The organism is Bowmanella dokdonensis (assembly GCF_017254865.1).
Lineage (GTDB): Bacteria > Pseudomonadota > Gammaproteobacteria > Enterobacterales > Alteromonadaceae > Bowmanella > Bowmanella dokdonensis.
The window spans coordinates 446982-465234 of sequence record NZ_JAFKCV010000001.1 but is presented as its reverse complement, the minus strand read 5'-3'; the positions used below and the strand labels follow the sequence as shown (position 1 = coordinate 465234).

Annotated in this window: 18 protein-coding genes; 6 read left to right on the top strand and 12 right to left on the bottom strand. The window is 54.3% G+C overall.

Going from position 1 to position 18253, the window contains the following annotated elements; translation table 11 throughout:
* Positions 1 to 56 precede the first annotated feature (56 nt).
* Positions 57 to 1256 carry a tyrosine--tRNA ligase gene (gene tyrS / locus J0A66_RS02145; protein ID WP_206572115.1) on the bottom strand — a complete coding sequence of 400 codons (1200 nt, stop codon included), beginning with the start codon at positions 1254 to 1256 and terminating at the stop codon, positions 57 to 59.
* A gap of 218 nt (positions 1257 to 1474) precedes the next feature.
* On the opposite strand from tyrS, the gene J0A66_RS02140 reads away from it, so the two are divergent.
* Both J0A66_RS02140 and J0A66_RS02135 read left to right on the top strand, forming a co-directional pair.
* Entirely contained in the window at positions 1475 to 2764 is a 1290-nt protein-coding gene (locus tag J0A66_RS02140; protein WP_206572114.1) for a peptidoglycan DD-metalloendopeptidase family protein, read from the top strand.
* 20 nt (positions 2765 to 2784) lie between these two features.
* On the top strand, positions 2785 to 3246 hold the full coding sequence (locus tag J0A66_RS02135; protein WP_206572113.1) for an Lrp/AsnC family transcriptional regulator: 462 nt from the start codon (positions 2785 to 2787) through the stop codon (positions 3244 to 3246).
* A 98-nt stretch (positions 3247 to 3344) separates the two neighbouring features.
* Here the strand turns inward: J0A66_RS02135 and J0A66_RS02130 are convergent, their stop codons facing one another.
* Positions 3345 to 3764, bottom strand: coding sequence for an SRPBCC family protein (locus tag J0A66_RS02130; RefSeq protein WP_206572112.1), 420 nt, complete (start codon positions 3762 to 3764; stop codon positions 3345 to 3347).
* Between the two features lie 58 nt (positions 3765 to 3822).
* The gene (locus J0A66_RS02125) at positions 3823 to 5613 is read right to left on the bottom strand and encodes a trans-sulfuration enzyme family protein (protein WP_206572111.1); all 1791 of its coding nucleotides are present in this window, start codon (positions 5611 to 5613) and stop codon (positions 3823 to 3825) included.
* A gap of 107 nt (positions 5614 to 5720) precedes the next feature.
* Here J0A66_RS02125 and J0A66_RS02120 point away from each other — a divergent pair, with 107 nt between their 5' ends.
* Positions 5721 to 6677 (top strand): D-2-hydroxyacid dehydrogenase, encoded by a 957-nt coding sequence (locus tag J0A66_RS02120; protein WP_206572110.1) that lies wholly within the window; start codon positions 5721 to 5723, stop codon positions 6675 to 6677.
* A gap of 65 nt (positions 6678 to 6742) precedes the next feature.
* On the opposite strand, the gene J0A66_RS02115 is transcribed toward J0A66_RS02120, so the two are convergent.
* From J0A66_RS02115 to J0A66_RS02090, 6 genes are all read right to left on the bottom strand, one after another.
* Positions 6743 to 8599 (bottom strand): S8 family serine peptidase, encoded by a 1857-nt coding sequence (locus J0A66_RS02115; protein ID WP_338143852.1) that lies wholly within the window; start codon positions 8597 to 8599, stop codon positions 6743 to 6745.
* Positions 8600 to 8853: 254 nt separating this feature from the next.
* A complete protein-coding gene (locus J0A66_RS02110; protein ID WP_206572109.1) occupies positions 8854 to 10029 on the bottom strand; it encodes an aspartyl/asparaginyl beta-hydroxylase domain-containing protein in 1176 nt (391 codons plus the stop codon).
* 36 nt (positions 10030 to 10065) lie between these two features.
* A complete protein-coding gene (locus tag J0A66_RS02105) occupies positions 10066 to 10641 on the bottom strand; it encodes a glutathione S-transferase family protein (RefSeq protein ID WP_206572108.1) in 576 nt (191 codons plus the stop codon).
* 14 nt (positions 10642 to 10655) lie between these two features.
* Positions 10656 to 12047, bottom strand: coding sequence for a type 2 periplasmic-binding domain-containing protein (locus J0A66_RS02100; protein ID WP_206572107.1), 1392 nt, complete (start codon positions 12045 to 12047; stop codon positions 10656 to 10658).
* Between the two features lie 82 nt (positions 12048 to 12129).
* Positions 12130 to 12474 (bottom strand): iron-sulfur cluster insertion protein ErpA, encoded by a 345-nt coding sequence (gene erpA / locus J0A66_RS02095; protein ID WP_206572106.1) that lies wholly within the window; start codon positions 12472 to 12474, stop codon positions 12130 to 12132.
* Between the two features lie 60 nt (positions 12475 to 12534).
* A complete protein-coding gene (locus J0A66_RS02090; RefSeq protein ID WP_206572105.1) occupies positions 12535 to 13254 on the bottom strand; it encodes a DUF6776 family protein in 720 nt (239 codons plus the stop codon).
* Positions 13255 to 13357: 103 nt separating this feature from the next.
* Between J0A66_RS02090 and J0A66_RS02085 the strand changes: the two genes are divergently transcribed.
* Positions 13358 to 15040, top strand: coding sequence for a chloride channel protein (locus tag J0A66_RS02085; RefSeq protein WP_206572104.1), 1683 nt, complete (start codon positions 13358 to 13360; stop codon positions 15038 to 15040).
* Positions 15037 to 15468, top strand: a complete 432-nt coding sequence (locus tag J0A66_RS02080; protein WP_206572331.1) for a CopD family protein — start codon at positions 15037 to 15039, stop codon at positions 15466 to 15468. The genes J0A66_RS02085 and J0A66_RS02080 overlap by 4 nt, the downstream gene beginning before the upstream one ends.
* A 53-nt stretch (positions 15469 to 15521) precedes the next feature.
* Here the strand turns inward: J0A66_RS02080 and J0A66_RS02075 are convergent, their stop codons facing one another.
* From J0A66_RS02075 to J0A66_RS02065, 3 genes are all read right to left on the bottom strand, one after another.
* Positions 15522 to 15770, bottom strand: a complete 249-nt coding sequence (locus J0A66_RS02075; protein WP_206572103.1) for a hypothetical protein — start codon at positions 15768 to 15770, stop codon at positions 15522 to 15524.
* 248 nt (positions 15771 to 16018) lie between these two features.
* A complete protein-coding gene (locus J0A66_RS02070) occupies positions 16019 to 16333 on the bottom strand; it encodes a replication protein RepA (RefSeq protein ID WP_206572102.1) in 315 nt (104 codons plus the stop codon).
* Entirely contained in the window at positions 16287 to 16991 is a 705-nt protein-coding gene (locus tag J0A66_RS02065; protein WP_206572101.1) for an AAA family ATPase, read from the bottom strand. The genes J0A66_RS02070 and J0A66_RS02065 overlap by 47 nt, the downstream gene beginning before the upstream one ends.
* Before the next feature lie 236 nt (positions 16992 to 17227).
* Between J0A66_RS02065 and J0A66_RS02060 the strand changes: the two genes are divergently transcribed.
* Positions 17228 to 18244: an aspartate carbamoyltransferase gene (locus tag J0A66_RS02060; protein WP_206572100.1), complete on the top strand. Its 1017-nt coding sequence runs from the start codon at positions 17228 to 17230 to the stop codon at positions 18242 to 18244.
* Positions 18245 to 18253: the final 9 nt, after the last annotated feature.

The following is an 18253-nucleotide window of genomic DNA, read 5'->3' as shown; positions in this document are numbered from 1 at the left end:
GCAGTTCGAAAACCTGTTGTTATCCGGGGTCGACTGACCCCGCTAGCCCTGAGCGATCAACCCAGGGTGATACGGGCAAATTTTCGCTTGCCGACCTGATAGACCGCCGTACCGGCCTTATCGAGTAGCAGTCTGCTGTCTTCGACCTTCTGTCCGTCTATCTTAACCGCCCCCTGCTTAATCATACGCAGGGCTTCAGAGGTCGAAGCCACCAGATCGGCTTCTTTTAGCAGATTGGCAATGGGCAGACCTTCACCAGCCAGACTCAGGGTCAGCTCCGGCATTTCATCCGGCTGGGCGTTTTTCTGGAAGCGCTGAATGAAATCCTGATGCGCCGCTTCGGCAGCGGCATCGTCATGAAAGCGCTCAATGATCTCCTTGGCCAACAGGATCTTAGTATCCCTGGGATTGGCACCGTCCCTGATCTGCGCTTTTAAAGCCTCGATTTCCTCCACGGGGCGGAAACTGAGCAGCTCATAGTAGCGCCACATCAACTCGTCTGAGATGGACATTATCTTTCCGAACATCTCATTAGGGCTGTCGGTAATACCGATATAGTTACCCAGGGATTTAGACATCTTCTGCACACCGTCCAGCCCTTCGAGCAGGGGCATCATCAATACGGTTTGCGGGCGCTGCCCTTCATCTTTTTGCAGCTCGCGGCCCATCAGCAGGTTAAAACGCTGATCGGTTCCGCCAAGCTCCACATCGGATTCCAGGGCCACGGAATCCCAGCCCTGAACCAACGGGTAGAGAAACTCATGAATGGCAATGGGCTGACCTCCGGCGTAACGCTTCTTAAAATCGTCCCGTTCCAGCATGCGGGCAACCGTCTGGCGGGCGGCCAGCCTGATCATGCCATCCGCGCCCAGAGTGTTCATCCACTCAGAGTTGAAGCGAATCTGGGTCCTGGCCGGATCCAGGATCTTGAACACCTGTTCCTTGTAGGTTTGGGCATTGGCCAGTACATCTTCTCTGGACAGGGGTTTACGGGTCACATTTTTCCCTGTGGGATCGCCGATCATGCCGGTGAAATCACCAATCAGAAAGACCACTTCATGGCCCAGTTGCTGGAAGGTGCGCAACTTGTTGATCAATACCGTATGGCCAAGATGCAAGTCCGGCGCAGTAGGATCGAAGCCGGCTTTTATTTTCAGCGGCTTACCTGATTTGAGTTTCTCAATCAGTTCCTCTTCCAGCAGAATCTCTTCTGCTCCCCGCTGGATTTCGGCAAATGCATGCTGCCAGTCTGTCATCTACTTCACTCTCTTTGGCCGGTCAAAAACAGGCGGAAGTGTATACCAATTCCCTGCAGTTTCGAAGGAAATGGTATGTGATACAGTAACAAGGCATGGCTGCAGAGTAGCAATTGCAATGAGATGGGGATATTCTGTGGTAAGTTTACGGAACTTGCCGACACATTGTACGGTCACAAAGCGGTTCCCCGAAAGTTTGTCACAAGAGGTTGTAGTAGGTGGTAAAACAAACCATAAAACAACTGCCAAAACCGCACAAAGTCATGCTGTTAAGCCTGTCTCTGCTTGCTTTACTGATGCTGTTCCTGCCCTCGGAACCAGCCACGGCGTCCCGTCAGACAGAAGAACTGGAACTGGGTAAACGCTATCCCCTGCCCCTTGAAGTTGGGGAAATGGCGGTCCAGTCGAATCAGGTGCAAGGGCCTGAGTGGCAGAAATACCAGGTCAGACGCGGTGACAATCTGGCCAAGATTTTTGATCGCGCTGGTCTCAGCCCGCAGGAAACCTACAAGGTCAGTCGTGCCGGTGAGGATGCCAAAAAACTGTTAAAGATGATGCCAGGCGACGAACTCCGCCTGATCAAGGACGAGCAGGGTGATTTCGTTGCCCTTAGCTATAGCTTCTCTCCCACCGAAAGCCTGTCCATCCGGCGGGACGAACAAGGTGAGTATCAATCGGAAGTACAATCCAAGGAAGTCGATGTGCGCCTGGGCTACGCCAGCGGCACTATCAGCTCCAGTTTCTGGCACGCCGGCGTCAATGCCGGCCTGTCTGAGGCGCAGATTATGAGCCTGGCGGGTATTTTTGGCTGGGATATCGACTTTGCTCTGGAACTTCGCCAGGGCGATCATTTCAATCTGGTATTTGAGGAAGAATACATAGACGGCGATTTTGTCGGCCACGGCAGGATACTGGCCGCAGAATTCAGCAACCAAGGGCAGGTGTTCCAGGCCATTCGTTACGATGACGGTAACTACTACACGCCGGAAGGACGCAGTATGCGCAAGAGCTTTTTGCGTGCCCCGGTCAGCTTCAAGTACATCAGCTCCAGCTTCAATCCCAAGCGCCTGCACCCGGTGCTCAAAAGTGTCCGGCCGCACAACGGCATAGACTATGCAGCGAATGTGGGTACGCCGGTTATGGCAGCAGGTGACGGCAAAGTTATCGCCGCCAGCTACAACAAGTACAACGGTAACTATGTGTTTATCCAGCACGGCGAGAAGTATGTGACCAAGTACCTGCATTTCACAAAACGGGCGGTCAAAAAGGGTCAGAGCGTCAGGCAGGGACAGACCATTGGCTATGTAGGCGCCACCGGCCTGGCATCTGGTCCGCATCTGCATTACGAGTTCCTGGTCGACGGGGTGCACAGAAACCCCCGTACTGTCAGCCTGCCCAAGGCGGAGCCCATTGCAGAGAAAGATCGCAGTAAGTTTGCCACCCTGGCCGAGGAGTACCTGGCCCACCTGGACAACAACCGCCGTATCATGCTGGCCATGCACCGCTGAACGATTAACAGGGGACTGCCATGCGAGCGCTGGACACCACCGACCTGGAGATACTGGCCATCCTGTTTCAGGATGCGCGACTGACCAATAAAGAGCTGGCCAGCCGGGTCGGACTGGCACCTTCTTCGTGCCTGGAGCGGGTCAGGCGCCTGCAGCATGACGGGGTAATACGTGGCAGCAGCCTGCGCCTTAACGTCAACGCTCTGGGTGGTCATATCCAGGCCATGATCGCCGCCCGTCTCTCCAACCATAACCGTGAGACAGTGGAAGCCTTTATGCAGGCTTTGCTGCCCATGCCGGAGGTGCTGAGTCTTTACCATATGGGGGGGGAAAACGACTTCCTCATCCATGTGACGGTAGCCGATACGGAGCACTTACGGGATTTCGTCTTCAATGCCGTCACCGCCAGGCCGGAAGTCAATCATGTGGAAACGGCGCTGGTCTATGACTACCGCTTCAGCGAGTCCCTGCCCCGTTTTTAAAGTTGGCAGTTGGCAACAAAACGAACTTATTTCTCTACCCTGTCAAAGCATTTCTGAAAACTGACCACTGCAAACTGATAACTTTTCTCTGATAACGTCTAAAGCGTCAGCAAAGACAGCTTTTCCAAACAGGCTATCCAGCCATCCTGATGGTCATCGGCCATTTCCTGATCGGGAAAGCCGCTGTGGGTAAGGGTCAGCTCTGAGGTGCTGTCGTTGACCCTGGCAAAATCCAGGCTGACATGGGTCATCAGATCGCTGTCCTGCCACTGCCAGGTAAACGCCAGCCTTTGATTGGGCACTATAGTCTGGTACTGCCCCATCAGGATATGCTGGCTGAAGTCAGTATCCTGCATCACGATACGGAACTTACCCCCCTCCTGGAAACTCGACATGGCCTGGGCCACCAGCATGTCGCCGGGTGCAAACCACTGCTGAAGCAGCTCCGGCTTATGCCAGGCCTCATACAGGCGCTCCAACGGCGCATCGAACTTTACATTCAAACTGAACTGGTGCATGGAGAATCCTTAAAACTGCCGATGCCACTACATCGGCAGTTTGCACTGTTACTGAAGCCTAAGCCAACATCTCCGCCATGCTGGCCCCGGAGCCGTAGTGCTGAGTACAGACTTCCATGGCCAGGTCCATATACAGCTTGTCGATCTGCTCCGGCTCCATAAACTTGTCGCTGAAGCCGGGGACCACAGGATCGATATGTAGTTTGGCGCAGTGGATAAACTGGGCGATCAGTTCCTTGACGTTGTCTGTGCCCATGGCGATACGCATGGTTGTCATGTAGATACCTGCCGCTTCCTGATCTTTTTTCGCCAGCTCAGAGTGTGAGGTCAGTGCAGGACACAGGATAATGGTATTGTGCTGGCCGATGGATACCTGGTGGCTGAAGGCCGGCTCCAGGGCGTCGAAGAAGCGTACAAAAGTGTCGCGACTGAGGCTGGCCCCTTCCATATCCACGGTAAACAGGGCGCAGGGCCAGCCGTGACGCATCTGACTGTTCCGCAGAGCAGCATTGGGGTGATCCACCAGCGCGTGGCAATTGACATGAAAGTCCGGGTGGGAGGCCAGAAAACGGCTGAACACCAGGGTGTTGATGACCTTGTTCATAATCCGTTGTTCCAGGGTTTTCATGCCATTAAGGACGTCGAAGGCCTTCTCCGAGTCAAGGAACGCCCCCTTGATATAGAACACATCCCAGAACATAGTGCGTGACCAGTCCAGACCGTTAACCTTGTCCCCCTTTGACTGGAACATGCGGTAGGTCTCGCCTATGACCACACCGGCGGTAGTGGCGCCGCTGCCGCAGATATCCTTGGTGTAGCTGTGAATCACATAGTCGGGGCGCTCGGCCTTGTCCTTGCGCTGCAGCGGCTGGGACAGGATGGGGGTGGCCAGGGTGGCGTCCAGCATGACCAGATGATTGCCGCTATGGGCCACCTTACAGAGGCCGGATACATCAAGCACATACCCATGGGGGTTACAGGGTGATTCCAGATAGACATGGAGCTGTTTGCCATCTGCCAGCCTGGCGGAATGGCGTGATTTAACTTCGTCCATAAACTCGCTGAACGCCGCTTCGGTATAGCCGTCGAACCATTCGAGCTGGATATCCATACGATTGGCACGGGCGAAGTAGTCATGCAGCAACTGGAACACGCCGCCATAAATATTGCGTGACACAATCAGCACATCGCCGTGGGTCAGCACATTGGACAGTACCCCGTCGATGGCTGCCATGCCGGAGTTGAAGTTCCAGGCCAGATAATCTGCCGCATAGGGCCCGGCTTCCAGATCGACAATGGCATTGGCCAGCGAGATGGCGGTAGGATTGAGCAGTCTGGAGTAGATCTGGTGAGTGAATTCCTTGCCCTGGAAGGCATCATCCACCCACTCGGTGCAGGCATAGACATAAGTGGCGGTGCGCACCACAACCGGCGTGGCGGAAAACAAGGCCGTGACGTTGTCGAACAGCGGATAGTGGCTCTTGACCAGATGAGAGCCCTGTTGCTTGTGCAGGCTCTGATGCACAGCCCTGAACGGGTTTTGTAAGGTGTCCAGCACCTTGGCGAGCTGGAAGGACAGGAATTTCTTGGCATTGAAGCGCGCGATTTTGTCTTCGTGGCTTAAATTAGCCAGGGTATCCCGGGTAATCTGCCAGAGCTGGCTGACATCCACCTGGGTCTGGTAAAGGTGCAGTGCCGCCTGATAGAGTGCCTGGCCGTATTCACTGCTGCCGTCGATACCAAAATGCTGCAATTGTTCCCTGGCCAGGGACTCCAGATCCTGAGCATGGGAGCTGTTTCGCTTGGGAGAAAGTACTTTGGCCTGAGCCAGTGAAGTCTGTGACGACATGGGATTATCCTGAGTTTATTTAAACAGCCCCATTAAACCGAATATTATTTTCAAATAAAACAGAAAATACGAACTTAATTAACGAAACAGCAAAGATTAGTTTACTTATGTCAGATTCCCTGCCGAATAACTTTAACCTGGCGATTGCCAGCCGCGATGCCCCGATCTATGCAAAGCTGCTTGGGCAAGCCGGTCTACCGGGGCTGAGGATTAAGCTCATCAGCCAAAGCCAGCCGGACGCCATTGCCCTGCAGGAATGTGAACTGCTACTGGCCGACCCGGATCTGGCCCTGGGCTGCCTGCCGGCCATGCCCCGACTGCAGTGGCTGCAGTCCACCTGGGCGGGCAATGCCCCCCTTCTCAGTCACAGCAAAAGAGACTATCAACTGACCGGCATCAAGGGCATATTCGGTGTACAAATGACCGAGTATGCCCTGGCATACATGCTTTACTTCGCCCGGGATATCCCGGGTTATCAGGCAAGGCAGCAGCAAAAACACTGGGCAGGACCGACCCACTCAACCCTGCGGGGCAGGCATTTGGGTATTCTGGGTGTGGGCTCCATCGGACGGGAGGTGGCATCCGTCTGCAGGGCACTGGGCATGGAAATACATGGTGTCAGCCTGCGCAGCCGGGATTGTGAGGCTGTTGGTCGGTATTATGACTTGTCACAATTGCAGGAGTTTGCCGGCAGCCTGGACTATCTGCTTTGCCTGCTACCCCATACAAAGCAGACGGCCAATCTGGTGGATCAGACATTCCTGAACTGGTTGCCCAGCCACTGTGTATTGATCAATGCCGGCCGCGGCAGCCTTATAGACGACGAGGCCCTTTGCGAGGCACTGTGTGCGGGACACCTGAAAGCCGCAGTGCTGGATGTCTTCAGGGAAGAACCCCTGCCGGACACACATCCGTTCTGGCACACTCCGAACCTGTTGATTACCCAGCATACGGCAGCCCTTTCCAGACCCGAGCTGATTGCGCCGGTGTTTATTGACAACTATCGCCTTTGGCTGTCAGGTGAACCGATGGACCATAAACTGGACTTTGCCAGAGGTTACTGATCAAGCTAAAAGAAAAAAAGCGGGCCAGGGCCCGCTTTTGAGGTTTCAAGACAGATTGACCGGGTTTAGAAAACCACTGTCTTGGTTGCGGAACAAGTTGAGGTACCGGCCTCACAGATTTGATAGCTGTATGTGGCGCTGCCTTTCTGGTTCAGAGCATCCGTATAGGCGCCGTCATTGGCCGTGGTGGTTACCAGCGCACCATTACGATAGACATCCACACTGCCTGCACTGCTGCCTGACCAGGACAAATCTGCATACTGCAGACCTTTAACCTTGTAGCCACTGGCACTCAGGCTCAGATCACCCGGCTCAGGATCGGTGCCGCCACCGTTGTCTCCCCCCGCACAACCATTGGCTGACAGGTAAGCAGAGGCATCGGCTGCCTGCACGATTCCGTAACCGAAGTACACATCTTTACCTGCGGTGCCGGCATCCATGGCAGTAGCCTTCAGGGCACTACGGATTTCGGTACCGGTGCAAGTGGGATGATTTGACCAGACCAGCGCGGCAACACCGGATACCGCAGGAGTCGCCATGGAGGTACCGCTCATATAGCCATAGTCACTGGCATCGATACTGATGCTGACGCTGCTGGCTGCAAGTAGCGCTGTGCGATCCTCAAGGGCTGCCCCCAGTGCGGGAATGGACGTGTCGTTTGTCTCACCCAAGGTGCCATAGAGCACACCGGATTCGTTGTTGATGATTACGGCGCCGACGCCACCGGAATCCTCACAGTTCTTGACCTTGTCATAGAAACTGATCACGCCACGGTCGATCATGCAGACTTTGCCTGCCGCATTGCCATCGGTAGATTCAGCCGTCCCCATAAAATAGGTGGCTGCTTCTGCACTACCGGTATTTTCCATGGGAGCGGAAACATAACCGGCACTGTCAGCGGACAGGTTGGAGAGGGTTGCTCCGGCGCCCGGGTAAGTGGACAGGGTGTTCACGCCGCCTGCTGTGGCTTCAACGCAGAGCGTTTCATCAGTCGTCGCATTTTTTCCCCGGCCAGAGGTACAGCTTGGGTACTGGGAAAAATCGGCGATATTGTTATCGGCGTCGTTGGCGCCGATCATCATTACCGATGAATAGCCTGCGGGATAGGAACGCACGGAGTTGCCGTCGTTTCCTGCTGCCGCCACGACCAGGCCACCTGCATCAGTAAAGGAGTTAAAAGCATTCTCTTCGGTACTGTTGGCACCACCGCCACCCAGGCTCATGCTGATGATATCGGCACCTGCCTGGCCACATAGATTGGCGGCGTGGGCAAGATCTGACGAATAACCCCAGCCCGCATCATTGAATACCTTGATGATATGCAAAGGGTTACCCGGCGCCATGCCAATCACGCCGTAGGTATTGTCGGCGGCTGCGATGGTACCTGCCACGTGCGTACCATGGGGGCCGCCGTCGCGGAACCAGTCACCTGTACCGGCATCGCTGTCACCGGAAATTGAAGCCCAGTCGAAGTCCGGGTTGTGGCCACCGGTTTCACCCGTTTCACGGGCGATACCCGAGTCGATCACGCAAACCTTTTTGGCACTGCTCATCTGCAGGGTCAGTTGGTCGGCCTGGGATTGGTAGACTGCATAAGGGGTGATTTGCTGTATGTCGGGATTACCCACATCGTCACTAAACGACATCAGGCGGCGCATCTGATCTTCTTCAACCAGCCTTACATGCGGGTTGTTCATCACGCCTTTGGCCTCATCCAGATTCATGCCCGGCAGGGTCACTGCCACAAAACCGTTGGAATCGACATGGATTTCGCCGCCCAGCTGCTTGGTCAGGGCTTTAACAATGCCCTTACCCGGGTTATCTACCTGGATAACGAAGCGATCATTGGCGGCATGAGCGGCGGAACTTGCCAGGGCCAGCAACAACGCTGCGGCCAGAGGATTCAGGGGGTTGGATTTCACTTGGACTCCTTACAACTACTTGCTGCTATAACTTATTTTTATTCTGATATTTATTATTTTTTTGAATAATATTCGTATAAACAGGCATTCAACGAATAATCAATGAATGACCACGGACCAAAGTTAAATGTTACAAATTGTAATTGCAATGTTACTGAGGAATTATTAGCAGTACGCACGTACCAAGTAGAAGGGAGTTATTGAAATACAACTGATTATTTATTGCCTCATCGGACCAGACAGGGCTTCCGGGATCAGTCACCCTCTTCATACTCCTTGGTCACCTGCAACAGGGCGCTGACCAGTTGACGCTCTTCTTCGGTCAGCTCCGGTCGCCAGATATCAAACAGCAGCACCACGCGCTCCTGGTCCGAGCGATTCCAGGCTTCATGCTCGATACTGTCATCGAAGATCAACGTCTTGCCTTCCTGCCAGGGGCGCTCCTCACTGCCGCAACGCAGCGCACCGCAGTTATTGGGAACGATAATGGGCAAATGACAGATAAGTCGGGTATTAAGCATGCCGTGGTGTGGGGGAATATGAGTATGGGCAGCCAGGCGGGAGAACAGGGCTATCGGCATTTGTCCGGGAATATGGGCCATGGGCACTTTTTCCAGCGCAGCCACGGTGCCGGGGCAGCGCCGGGCATTCTCTTCGTGCAGCTTCCCGTATTCCCACAGGTAGCAGGCACCCCAGTCGGTGTTATTGACTATTTTGCTGCCAGCCTGATTGATTTCAGGAATATCCTGATCTGAGCTCAGATAAGGGGCAAAGGCCTTGTCAGCCTTCAGGAGTGCCTCGAGTTCACTCCGGATAGTTTCAGTGGCTGCTTCGAGCTCTTCGATCCAGAAAAACTCTTCCCTCTCGTAAAATTGCCGTTGCGGCAGTCCGGGGAAGTAATAGCGATTGGGCTGCTGGTGATAGATCTGCTTGCGGCCCATGCTGATATCCAGCGAATGGTTGAACCGAGTGCTGGACTGAGACGGCTGATAACCTTTTTCCTTCAGCTTGCCCAGCAGAAAATCCGCATACTCTAGGTTGAACCTTTCCGCCATGGACTGGGCCCGTTCCAGGCCCTGCCGGATATCGCCGGGGATCTCGCTGTTAAGGTTGACCGCCAGCTTTAAAGCGGCTTCGTAGAAGGGTAGTGACCGTCTTGGTTGACCCAGCCGGCTCAGGTGATCGGCTTTGAAGAGCAGTGCCCTGAGATTGCGGGGTTCGAGTGCCAGACAACGTTCGATGGCTTCCAACGCCTGAGCGTCCTGTTGCAGGTTGGCCCGTGCAAAGGCCAACCCCAGCCAGGCCTGCCCCAGCTCTGGAGCCTGGATTGTCACCGATTCGAATAGTTGCAGAGCCTGCTGGGGTTGTCCCTGCTGCAAAGCCTTGATGGCCTGTTGAAGCAGCAGGCCGGTCTGTGGCACTTGTGTCATCGCTTTTCTCTGTTGTTTGCCAGTGTCCTTGTCCCCTTATCCACGAGGATTAGTGGCGGTCACTTCAATCTTGTTCTGATGCCTGGCCTGGAAGGCTAACAGGGATTGCATCTGGGATAAATCATGCAACTCGCGAAACTCGACCCAGTCGATCAGGCAATATAGGCAGACTTCCGGGTAGCCCCAACCGCCGAATTCACCTTGCTCAACCTTCTCATTCAGATGGTTCAGAATGGTTTCAATTCTGTCATTCTGCAGTTTGAATATCAGCTTGTCCGGATCCGCCTCAATACCGGAACGTTTCATGATCAGCGCCTGAACCAGTGTATCGTTAACCGAGTCAATCAGGGTCAGCAGGTTTTCCTGGCGCCAGTCCGGGACGGAATAGCCCAGTTTGCCGGTCAGGTAACGGAAGATCACCCTGGAGTCATAAATAATCTGTCCCTCATCGTCGATCATGGGGATTTTCAGGGTCGGATTCAGTGAAGCGAGAAATTCCCGGTCGGGGCCGGAGAAGATCTGCAGGTTGATAAACTCATGCTCGACATTAGCCAGCCAGATCCGCAACCGTCTGACAAAAGGTGATGTGGTGGAACCATAGATCTTCAACATGCCGTTCTCCTTGATTATTGTACCGCCAGCCTTGCCGTCGAGTAACTCTCGGCATCGGGAAAAAAACCGGCAACCCGGCCAGATACCACCTGTTCACGAAAGGCCTGTTCAAACAGTCTTTTCAGATGCCGTCCCCTGACCGTATCCTGGAATACCAGGAAGAGAGGTTGCTCGTCACTGATTTCCAGCACAGACAGGCTTTGTCGTTCTTCCTCGGTCAGATTGTAAAGGTAGTCAAAAACCATGTCCAAGCGGCCGTTGCTCAGCATTTTCATGCAGTCATCCAGTTGGCTCACTTCGTACATCTCGATGTTCTCACCCAGCAATCTGGAAAAATCGTACCCCAGTACATGACACCCCCTGGCTACGTCCTGTCCCTTGATCTGCCTTTGCATCCTCTGCCTGTCATGGCCAATGGCCAATACCGGCAACTCGTAGTCGATATGGACATCCGAGCGCAGCCCACCGACCGGCACCTCGTAATCATAGGCTCCCACCAGGATATCGTAGCGGCCTTCGGCAAACTCTGCCTTGGCCCGCTTCCAGTTGGACAGATCGCTTGTCACCTGCAGTCCTGAGGAGGCAAAGGCAGAACGCAGGATTTTCCAGTAGACCCCCTGCTCAGTATCCGTATAGCCTTGCCAGTCGGAGGATACCGCGCTGACCGGCCCCACCTGGACTGACGCTGGCTGAGTGCTTACCGAAGCGGGTATGCCATGTTTGGTTCGCAACAGGGCAATTTCGCCACTGCTTTCCATGGCGTGAAATTCGGCGCCGATCTGCTCAGCCAGGGCGGCATGGGATTGGTGCAGATAATGATAGTCGGGCAGGATGGCCAGAGTGTGACGGATCCAATGGACAGAGCCTTGGAGAAAGCCCTTTGGCAACATACCGCCGGAGAGCACGACCGCCGGCACACGCCTTGCTGAGAGCATATCCAGCGCTTGCTGTGAGTCAGACACAGCACGGACAGCCATATCCAGACCCAGGCTGGCAAATAAACGCTGTTGCGCTTCAAAGCCCCTTAAGGTGACCAGATTATCCAGTTGGGACAGGTCGCAAAGCCCGCATTGTCGCCGGTCACCAATCAATTCGACAGTAAAATCAAACAGGGGATAATCCACTTTGACAAGGTAGGGGTATTCGGACTCTATCCCTTCTATTCTGGCCCTGAGGCCATCGAGACGACCTTCGTTAGCCTCACGGAAACTGCGCGCCAGGGGCAACGGCAGGTACTCAATCCTGTAGCCCTGTCGATCGTATGCCCGGTTCAGTAGCTCCTCGACAAATAAGCCATAGGGACTGCCGGCAATATTCTGGCCGTCAAACCTGAGCAAAGGCTTCTGACTGGCCGTGGCCATCACTGAGAGCAGCCACAACAACACAGTGAAAAATAGTTTCATCATGGCGCTGTGATCCCAGCCAATGGCGCATTGGAAAGATCTTTGGCGGTACTGGGCGGCATCCGCACAGCCTATTGAAGAATAATCAGATGCTGAAGCTGGAGCCACAGCCACAGGTGGTGGTGGCATTGGGATTGTTTACCATAAAACGGCTGCCCTCCAGGCTGTCCTGATAGTCCACCACCCCGCCCACCAGGTATTGCAGGCTCATGGGATCCACGACCAGGGTCACATCCTGCTTGCTGATGGTCATATCACCTTCATTGACCTTTTCGTCGAACGTAAAGCCGTACTGGAACCCTGAACACCCCCCACCGGTCACAAACACCCTGAGCTTAAGGGACGGATTTTCTTCCTCGGCGATCAATTCCCGGACCTTATGCGCGGCGGCATCAGAAAATTCTATCGGATAAGCGGCTTCTACTGACATAAAGGACCTCTGCACTGGTGCTGACTGGGCCGGCTATTATCTTATACCCGACCAATTCAATCAACTATTCACTTGTTCGCCTTCGGCTACACTGAGCAGCCAGTCGAAGGCCTGATTCAGCCGGCCTTTCCTGGGTTTTTCCAGTTGGCAGTCCACTTCCAGGCGCCTGGGTATAAAATCCTCCGGCAGTTTGAATACTCCCTCCAACACTTCAAAATAGCGGAAACGGAAATCCAGGTTGTCTTTGGGTTCCTGCAGCAGGCTGGTCAGTGACAGGGTATCGGGCCGGCCGTTTCTGCTGCCGTGGATGACAATCCTCGCATCTCCCTGCACCAGTTCCTTGCGGGCGTCCCGTTGCATCATCACCAGGGCAAAGCGGAAATACCCGGGGCTGTTGGTGGCTTCAATATCCAGCGAGTCCACCACCACGCCCTGCTCCTGCATTTCCGGCGCCATAATCTTCTGGTAAAAAGACAGCTCCTTTTTCAGCTCTGCCTGGCGTTGCATGGCTTGTTGCAGACTGTTCTGTATCTGTTGGTTGGCCAGGCGCTCCACTTCCAGTTCCACGCCCAGAATATTCAGGGCCTTGGTCAGTTTGTGGTTCTCTTCGGTAATCCTTGCCACACTTTGCTCCAGACCGGAAATCTTGTATGCCTGGCTGTCGAGCAGATGATTGCCGTACCTCACACCCAGATAACCCACCAGACCGAGTAACGCCAACAGTATTAGGTAGAAGCGCATGGCGCCGATTTTTTGTTTCAGTTCTCTTGCAGATAACACCCGATTCTCTCACTTCACCGCCATCGCCGGACGGACTTCAGATTTGCTTAGATTACAAGTACTTGTGTTAGACTTGAAGTAGACTTCATCAGCACAGCACAAGATGTCAATTCAGGGACTCAGACAGGAACTTGCCCATCCCCGTACTTCGGTGCAACTCTGCCTGCTCGGCATCCTCGGCGGCACCTGTGCAGCCCTGCTCATCATTCTGTTCCGTCTCTGTATCGAATCCCTGCAACACCTCTACGTACAACAGGTGGACAACTTTACCACTATGCCGGCCGTGGACAGATTTATTCTTCCCATTGTCGGCGCCCTGCTGATTCTGCTGTTCGCTTTTATCACCGGTTTCAAACACTACCGGATGGGTATTCCCTACGTGATCCACCGGGTTAAACACCGGTATGGCCATATCCCCCTGCGCACCAGTATCAATCAGTTCTTCGGTGGTGTGATTGCCCTGGCCGCGGGATTTTCCGTGGGCCGGGAAGGTCCCTCCGTGCATCTGGGCGCAGCCGGGAGCACTTTTTTCGGTCAGTGGCTGAAACTGCCCTATAACAGCATCCGAATTCTGGCCGGATGCGGTATTGCAGCAGGTATTTCCGCGTCCTTCAATACGCCGTTTGCCGCAGTGATTTTCGTTATGGAGGTCGTGCTCAGGGAATACAAGATCCATATCTTTATTCCGGTCATGCTGGCAGCAGCCTGTGGATCTGTGCTTACCCGCCTGGTATTTGGCGAAGGCAGTGAGCTGGCATTACTGACATTCAACCAGTTCAACAACTGGTTTTATCTGTACCTGATCCCTTTTGGCATGGCATTAGGGGCGCTGGCCACCCTGTTCAACAATCAACTGATGAACATTATCCGCTGGTTCAGGCCACTGACCATGGCCAGCCGCCTGTTGCTGGCCGGTCTGCTAACCGGCCTGGTGGGTTACCTGTTGCCCGAAGCCATGGGGTCGGGCATGAGTTCCATCCAGTTTGTGGTCAACTCACCGGATAATCTGATGCTACTGTTTGCCATCCTGGCGGCCAAGTTCCTGCTCACCCTGATTGCCCTGGGGCTGGGTATTCCGGGCGGGGTTATCGGTCCCGTTATCGGCATGGGCGTGCTGACCGGCGCCATTTTGTTGCTGCCTTTGGGGCTGTTTATGGATGACACCAGCCAGTATACCGGGGCCTTCGCCCTGCTGGGCCTGGCAGGACTGTTAAGCGCGGTTCTCCATGCGCCACTGGCTGCTCTTTCAGCGGTGATGGAGCTGTCATTCTCGCCGCAGGTGATACTGCCGGCCATGCTGGTAATTGTCCCTGCCTATGTCACCTCCACTCAGTTGCTGGGCAACCGCTCCATCTTTATCCGCCAACTGGACTACCAGAAGCTGTCCTACACCAGTTCTTCCATTCGTGAACATTTGCAGAAGACCGGCGTGATGGCCGAAGCCCAGCGTGACTTCAAATTGTTTCAGGATGCCCAGGAACACCAGTTGCTGCGGCATCTGGAGCAGTCCCCGACGGACTTGGTGGTGCAGGCGCAGGATTTTGAAATTGGCATACAGTACTCACTGGTTCAGTATGATATCAGCCTGAGCCCGGATCAGAGCCATCCGCTGAAATTCCTGAGCATGGAAGGCGTGCCGGCACAGGCCACTCTGGCAGAAGTGTACGAGATCCTCCAAGCTGCGCGGGATGGGGCCGTGTATATCTATGAAGACAATCCGGCCGATATAGTCGGTGTGATTACCTGGAACCGGTTACGGGCGCAACTGATGAAGGAGCAATACTGATGATCTTATGGCTAAAAGCCCTGCACCTGTTTTTTATGATCGCCTGGATGGCCGGCATTTTTTATCTGCCCAGGTTGTTTGTCTACCATGCCCAGAGTGAACACCAGGCAACCAAAGACCAGTTTAAAGTGATGGAACGCCGACTCTGGTGGTTTGTCACTCCCTTTGCCGTATTGACCCTGGTGTTCGGTCTGGCGCTGATTTTCAGCTACGGGCGCGACTGGTTCAGAGTATCGATGTGGCTGCACATCAAGTTGGTTCTGGTGATCGCCATCTATGGCTATCACTTATATCTGTATCGGCTGTTGAAGCAATTCGCCCGCGATGAAAACCGCCGTAGCCCGCGCTTTTATCGCTTCCTCAACGAAGCCCCGGTGCTGGTATTGCTGGGGATTATCTGTCTGGCGGTGGTAAAACCGATGTTTTAGCCAGTCAAAGCTTGAGCCTATGCGGACACTTAACTTTGTGCCGATATAGTGTTTCAGCGGGGTTCGTGGATGTCGGCATCGCGCATTTCCGGAGTATCTTTGCACAGGGCGCAATGTTGTCCCCGGCGCGCTTGAACAAAGCGACTCAGGGTAAACACGGCGGCCGTAAGCGGGGCCCAAATGGCGGCTTGTGTGATGGCGTAGTCGAAATCATGATTTTTCAGCATCTGCACGCCGCCTATGACCACAAAGGCGCCAAACAGAACAACGAAAAAACGTTTTATCCAAAATGCAATTCCCACGGATTTTCCCCTTCCTGGCGTGGCGAAACCATATAACCAGGCTCCACTCTCGCCAGCTTTGTTACGGATGCCAACACACTGTACCCAGCAAGACTGTGCGAATTCAAGTCATTGACGAGGGAGTGCAGCGGGCATAAAGGAAGCTGGTGAGGTTGCGCAAATCAGCGGTGGAATGACCAGGCTGTCTACGACTCCCCGAAAAGAACGAGGTAAAAGACAGCCCTGATGGCCAAGGGCGACGATGGTTCCTACCTCACCTGACTGGCCAGAAAGCGAGGCAGGTCCGTCTCAGGTTGCAGGTCATTTAGCAGAATTCGCAACAACCTTGAGCGGGAAATACCGGATAATTCAGACAAGCGATCCAGTTTGCCCCAGACCTCTTCGCTCAGAGTAAAACAGTGACTGCGCAATGGCTCACCGCTGTAGCCGGGGGGCTCTGGATGCAGCGTCACTACTTTGGATATGCCCCTGGCGTAATTTTCCGCGTCATCGATAAAATCATCAACAGAGAGAGATTCAGGACTGGCCGACGGCGATTTTTTCTTCAAACTGGCGAATGTCATAGGTCTCTCCTCGGCCGCGGGCAAACAATTCATCGACAATACTGCGGATTTCCCATGCCGCCTTGCCGTCCGGCTCGTTCTCCATCACCGACAGGCCCAGCTCTTCGCTGTCATCGTACATGTTGCGACTGAAAGTCACCGAGTTAAGCACCGGTATCTCGAACGAACGGCACACCTCCTTGGCCTCAATGATCCGGCTGGCAAGGGAGGGCAGCGAGGGACACTGGGTGATCACGAACGCCACGTTCATCTTTGGATTGACCATCTTGCAGGTGGAAACCAGGTCTTCCATATGCGGTACGGTTTTCAGGTCTCGGCGCTTGGGGCGAAGAGGAATCAGAATATTGTCCGCCACCGCCATGGAGGAGCGCAGGGCCAGGTTGTCCTGTCCACCACAGTCGATAACCACAAAGTCATAATGGTTGCGCAGGCTGAGCAATTCATTGCGTATCTTTCCATATAACTGCACGCAATTAATGTTAGGTAAGTCCCTTTTGTTATTGTTGCGTTCCTGAATCCAATCGGAAGTGGTGCGCTGCGGATCGCAGTCCACCATCAGAACGGTCGCATCACGCTCAGCTCGCAGATAAACAGCGATATTCTGTGCCAGGCAGCTTTTTCCGCTACCGCCTTTTTCACCACCAACCAGAATAATCATGATCAAATCCCCTTATCGATCAGTGAACCGGAATTGAACACGGGAGGTTTTTCCGGCTTGCTGATTAAACTTAAACCAACCAGAGAACCGTCTCCAGCCTGGGCTGGCATGGCAATTCAGTGCATGTGATGAACTTTCATACCTTTATTCAATGATTAGTCCGGGCCAATCCCGGGGATAGTCCTTAAGGGCAGGCCCTGTTAAAATCGGCCCATTGCCAACCAAGCCCTCTCCCTATGAGCCAGTTTAAAGGTCAACATATTCTTTCGGTCAACCAGTTCGATCGTGACGGCATCCGGCAAATATTCCAGGTGGCCGACCGCATGCGCCCCTACGCACACAGGCAAAAACGCACCAAAGTGCTGGATGGGGCCATCCTCGGCAACCTGTTTTTCGAAGCCAGCACCCGGACCCGGGTCAGCTTTGGTACTGCCTTCAACTTGCTAGGCGGCGAGGTCAGGGAAACGGCCGGCATGGCCACCTCGGCCCTGTCCAAAGGTGAATCCCTGTATGACACTGCCCGGGTGTTGTCCAGCTACTCGGATATTGTCGCCATGCGTCATCCCATGGCCGGCTCTGTGGCCGAGTTTGCCGAGGGCAGCCGGGTGCCTGTGATCAACGGCGGCGACGGGCCCAATGAACATCCAACCCAGGCGTTGCTGGATCTCTATACGATTTCCAAGGAACTGCAGTTTCATGGGGACAGTATCGAAGGGATGCATATCGCCATGATCGGCGATCTTAAGCATGGCCGCACCGTACATTCCCTGTCCAAGCTGCTGTGCCTTTACAGGAATATCCGCTTTACCCTGATTGCCCCTCATGAACTGTCGATGCCCGCCTCTGTGCTGGACAGCATAGAAAACGCAGGCCACAGCTTCAGGGTCACGGACCAGTTGGAAGGCAGCATGGATGCGGATATCGTTTACCAGACCCGGGTCCAGGAAGAACGCTTCCCCACCCAGGATGAAGCCAACCGCTACCGGGGCAAGTTCCGTCTCAACCAGGACATCTATACCCGCCACTTCCAGTCAAAAACGGTGATTATGCACCCTCTGCCCAGGGATTCCCGCGCCGATGCCAATGAGCTGGACAACGACCTTAACCTCAATCCCAACCTGGCCATCTTCCGGCAGGTCGACAACGGTGTGTTGATCCGTATGGCGCTGTTTGCCCTCACCCTGGGAGTGGAAGACAAGGTGGAAGACTATGACTGCGAAGTACAGTGGTACAGCAGCAAACAAAATATTTAAGTGAAGGAA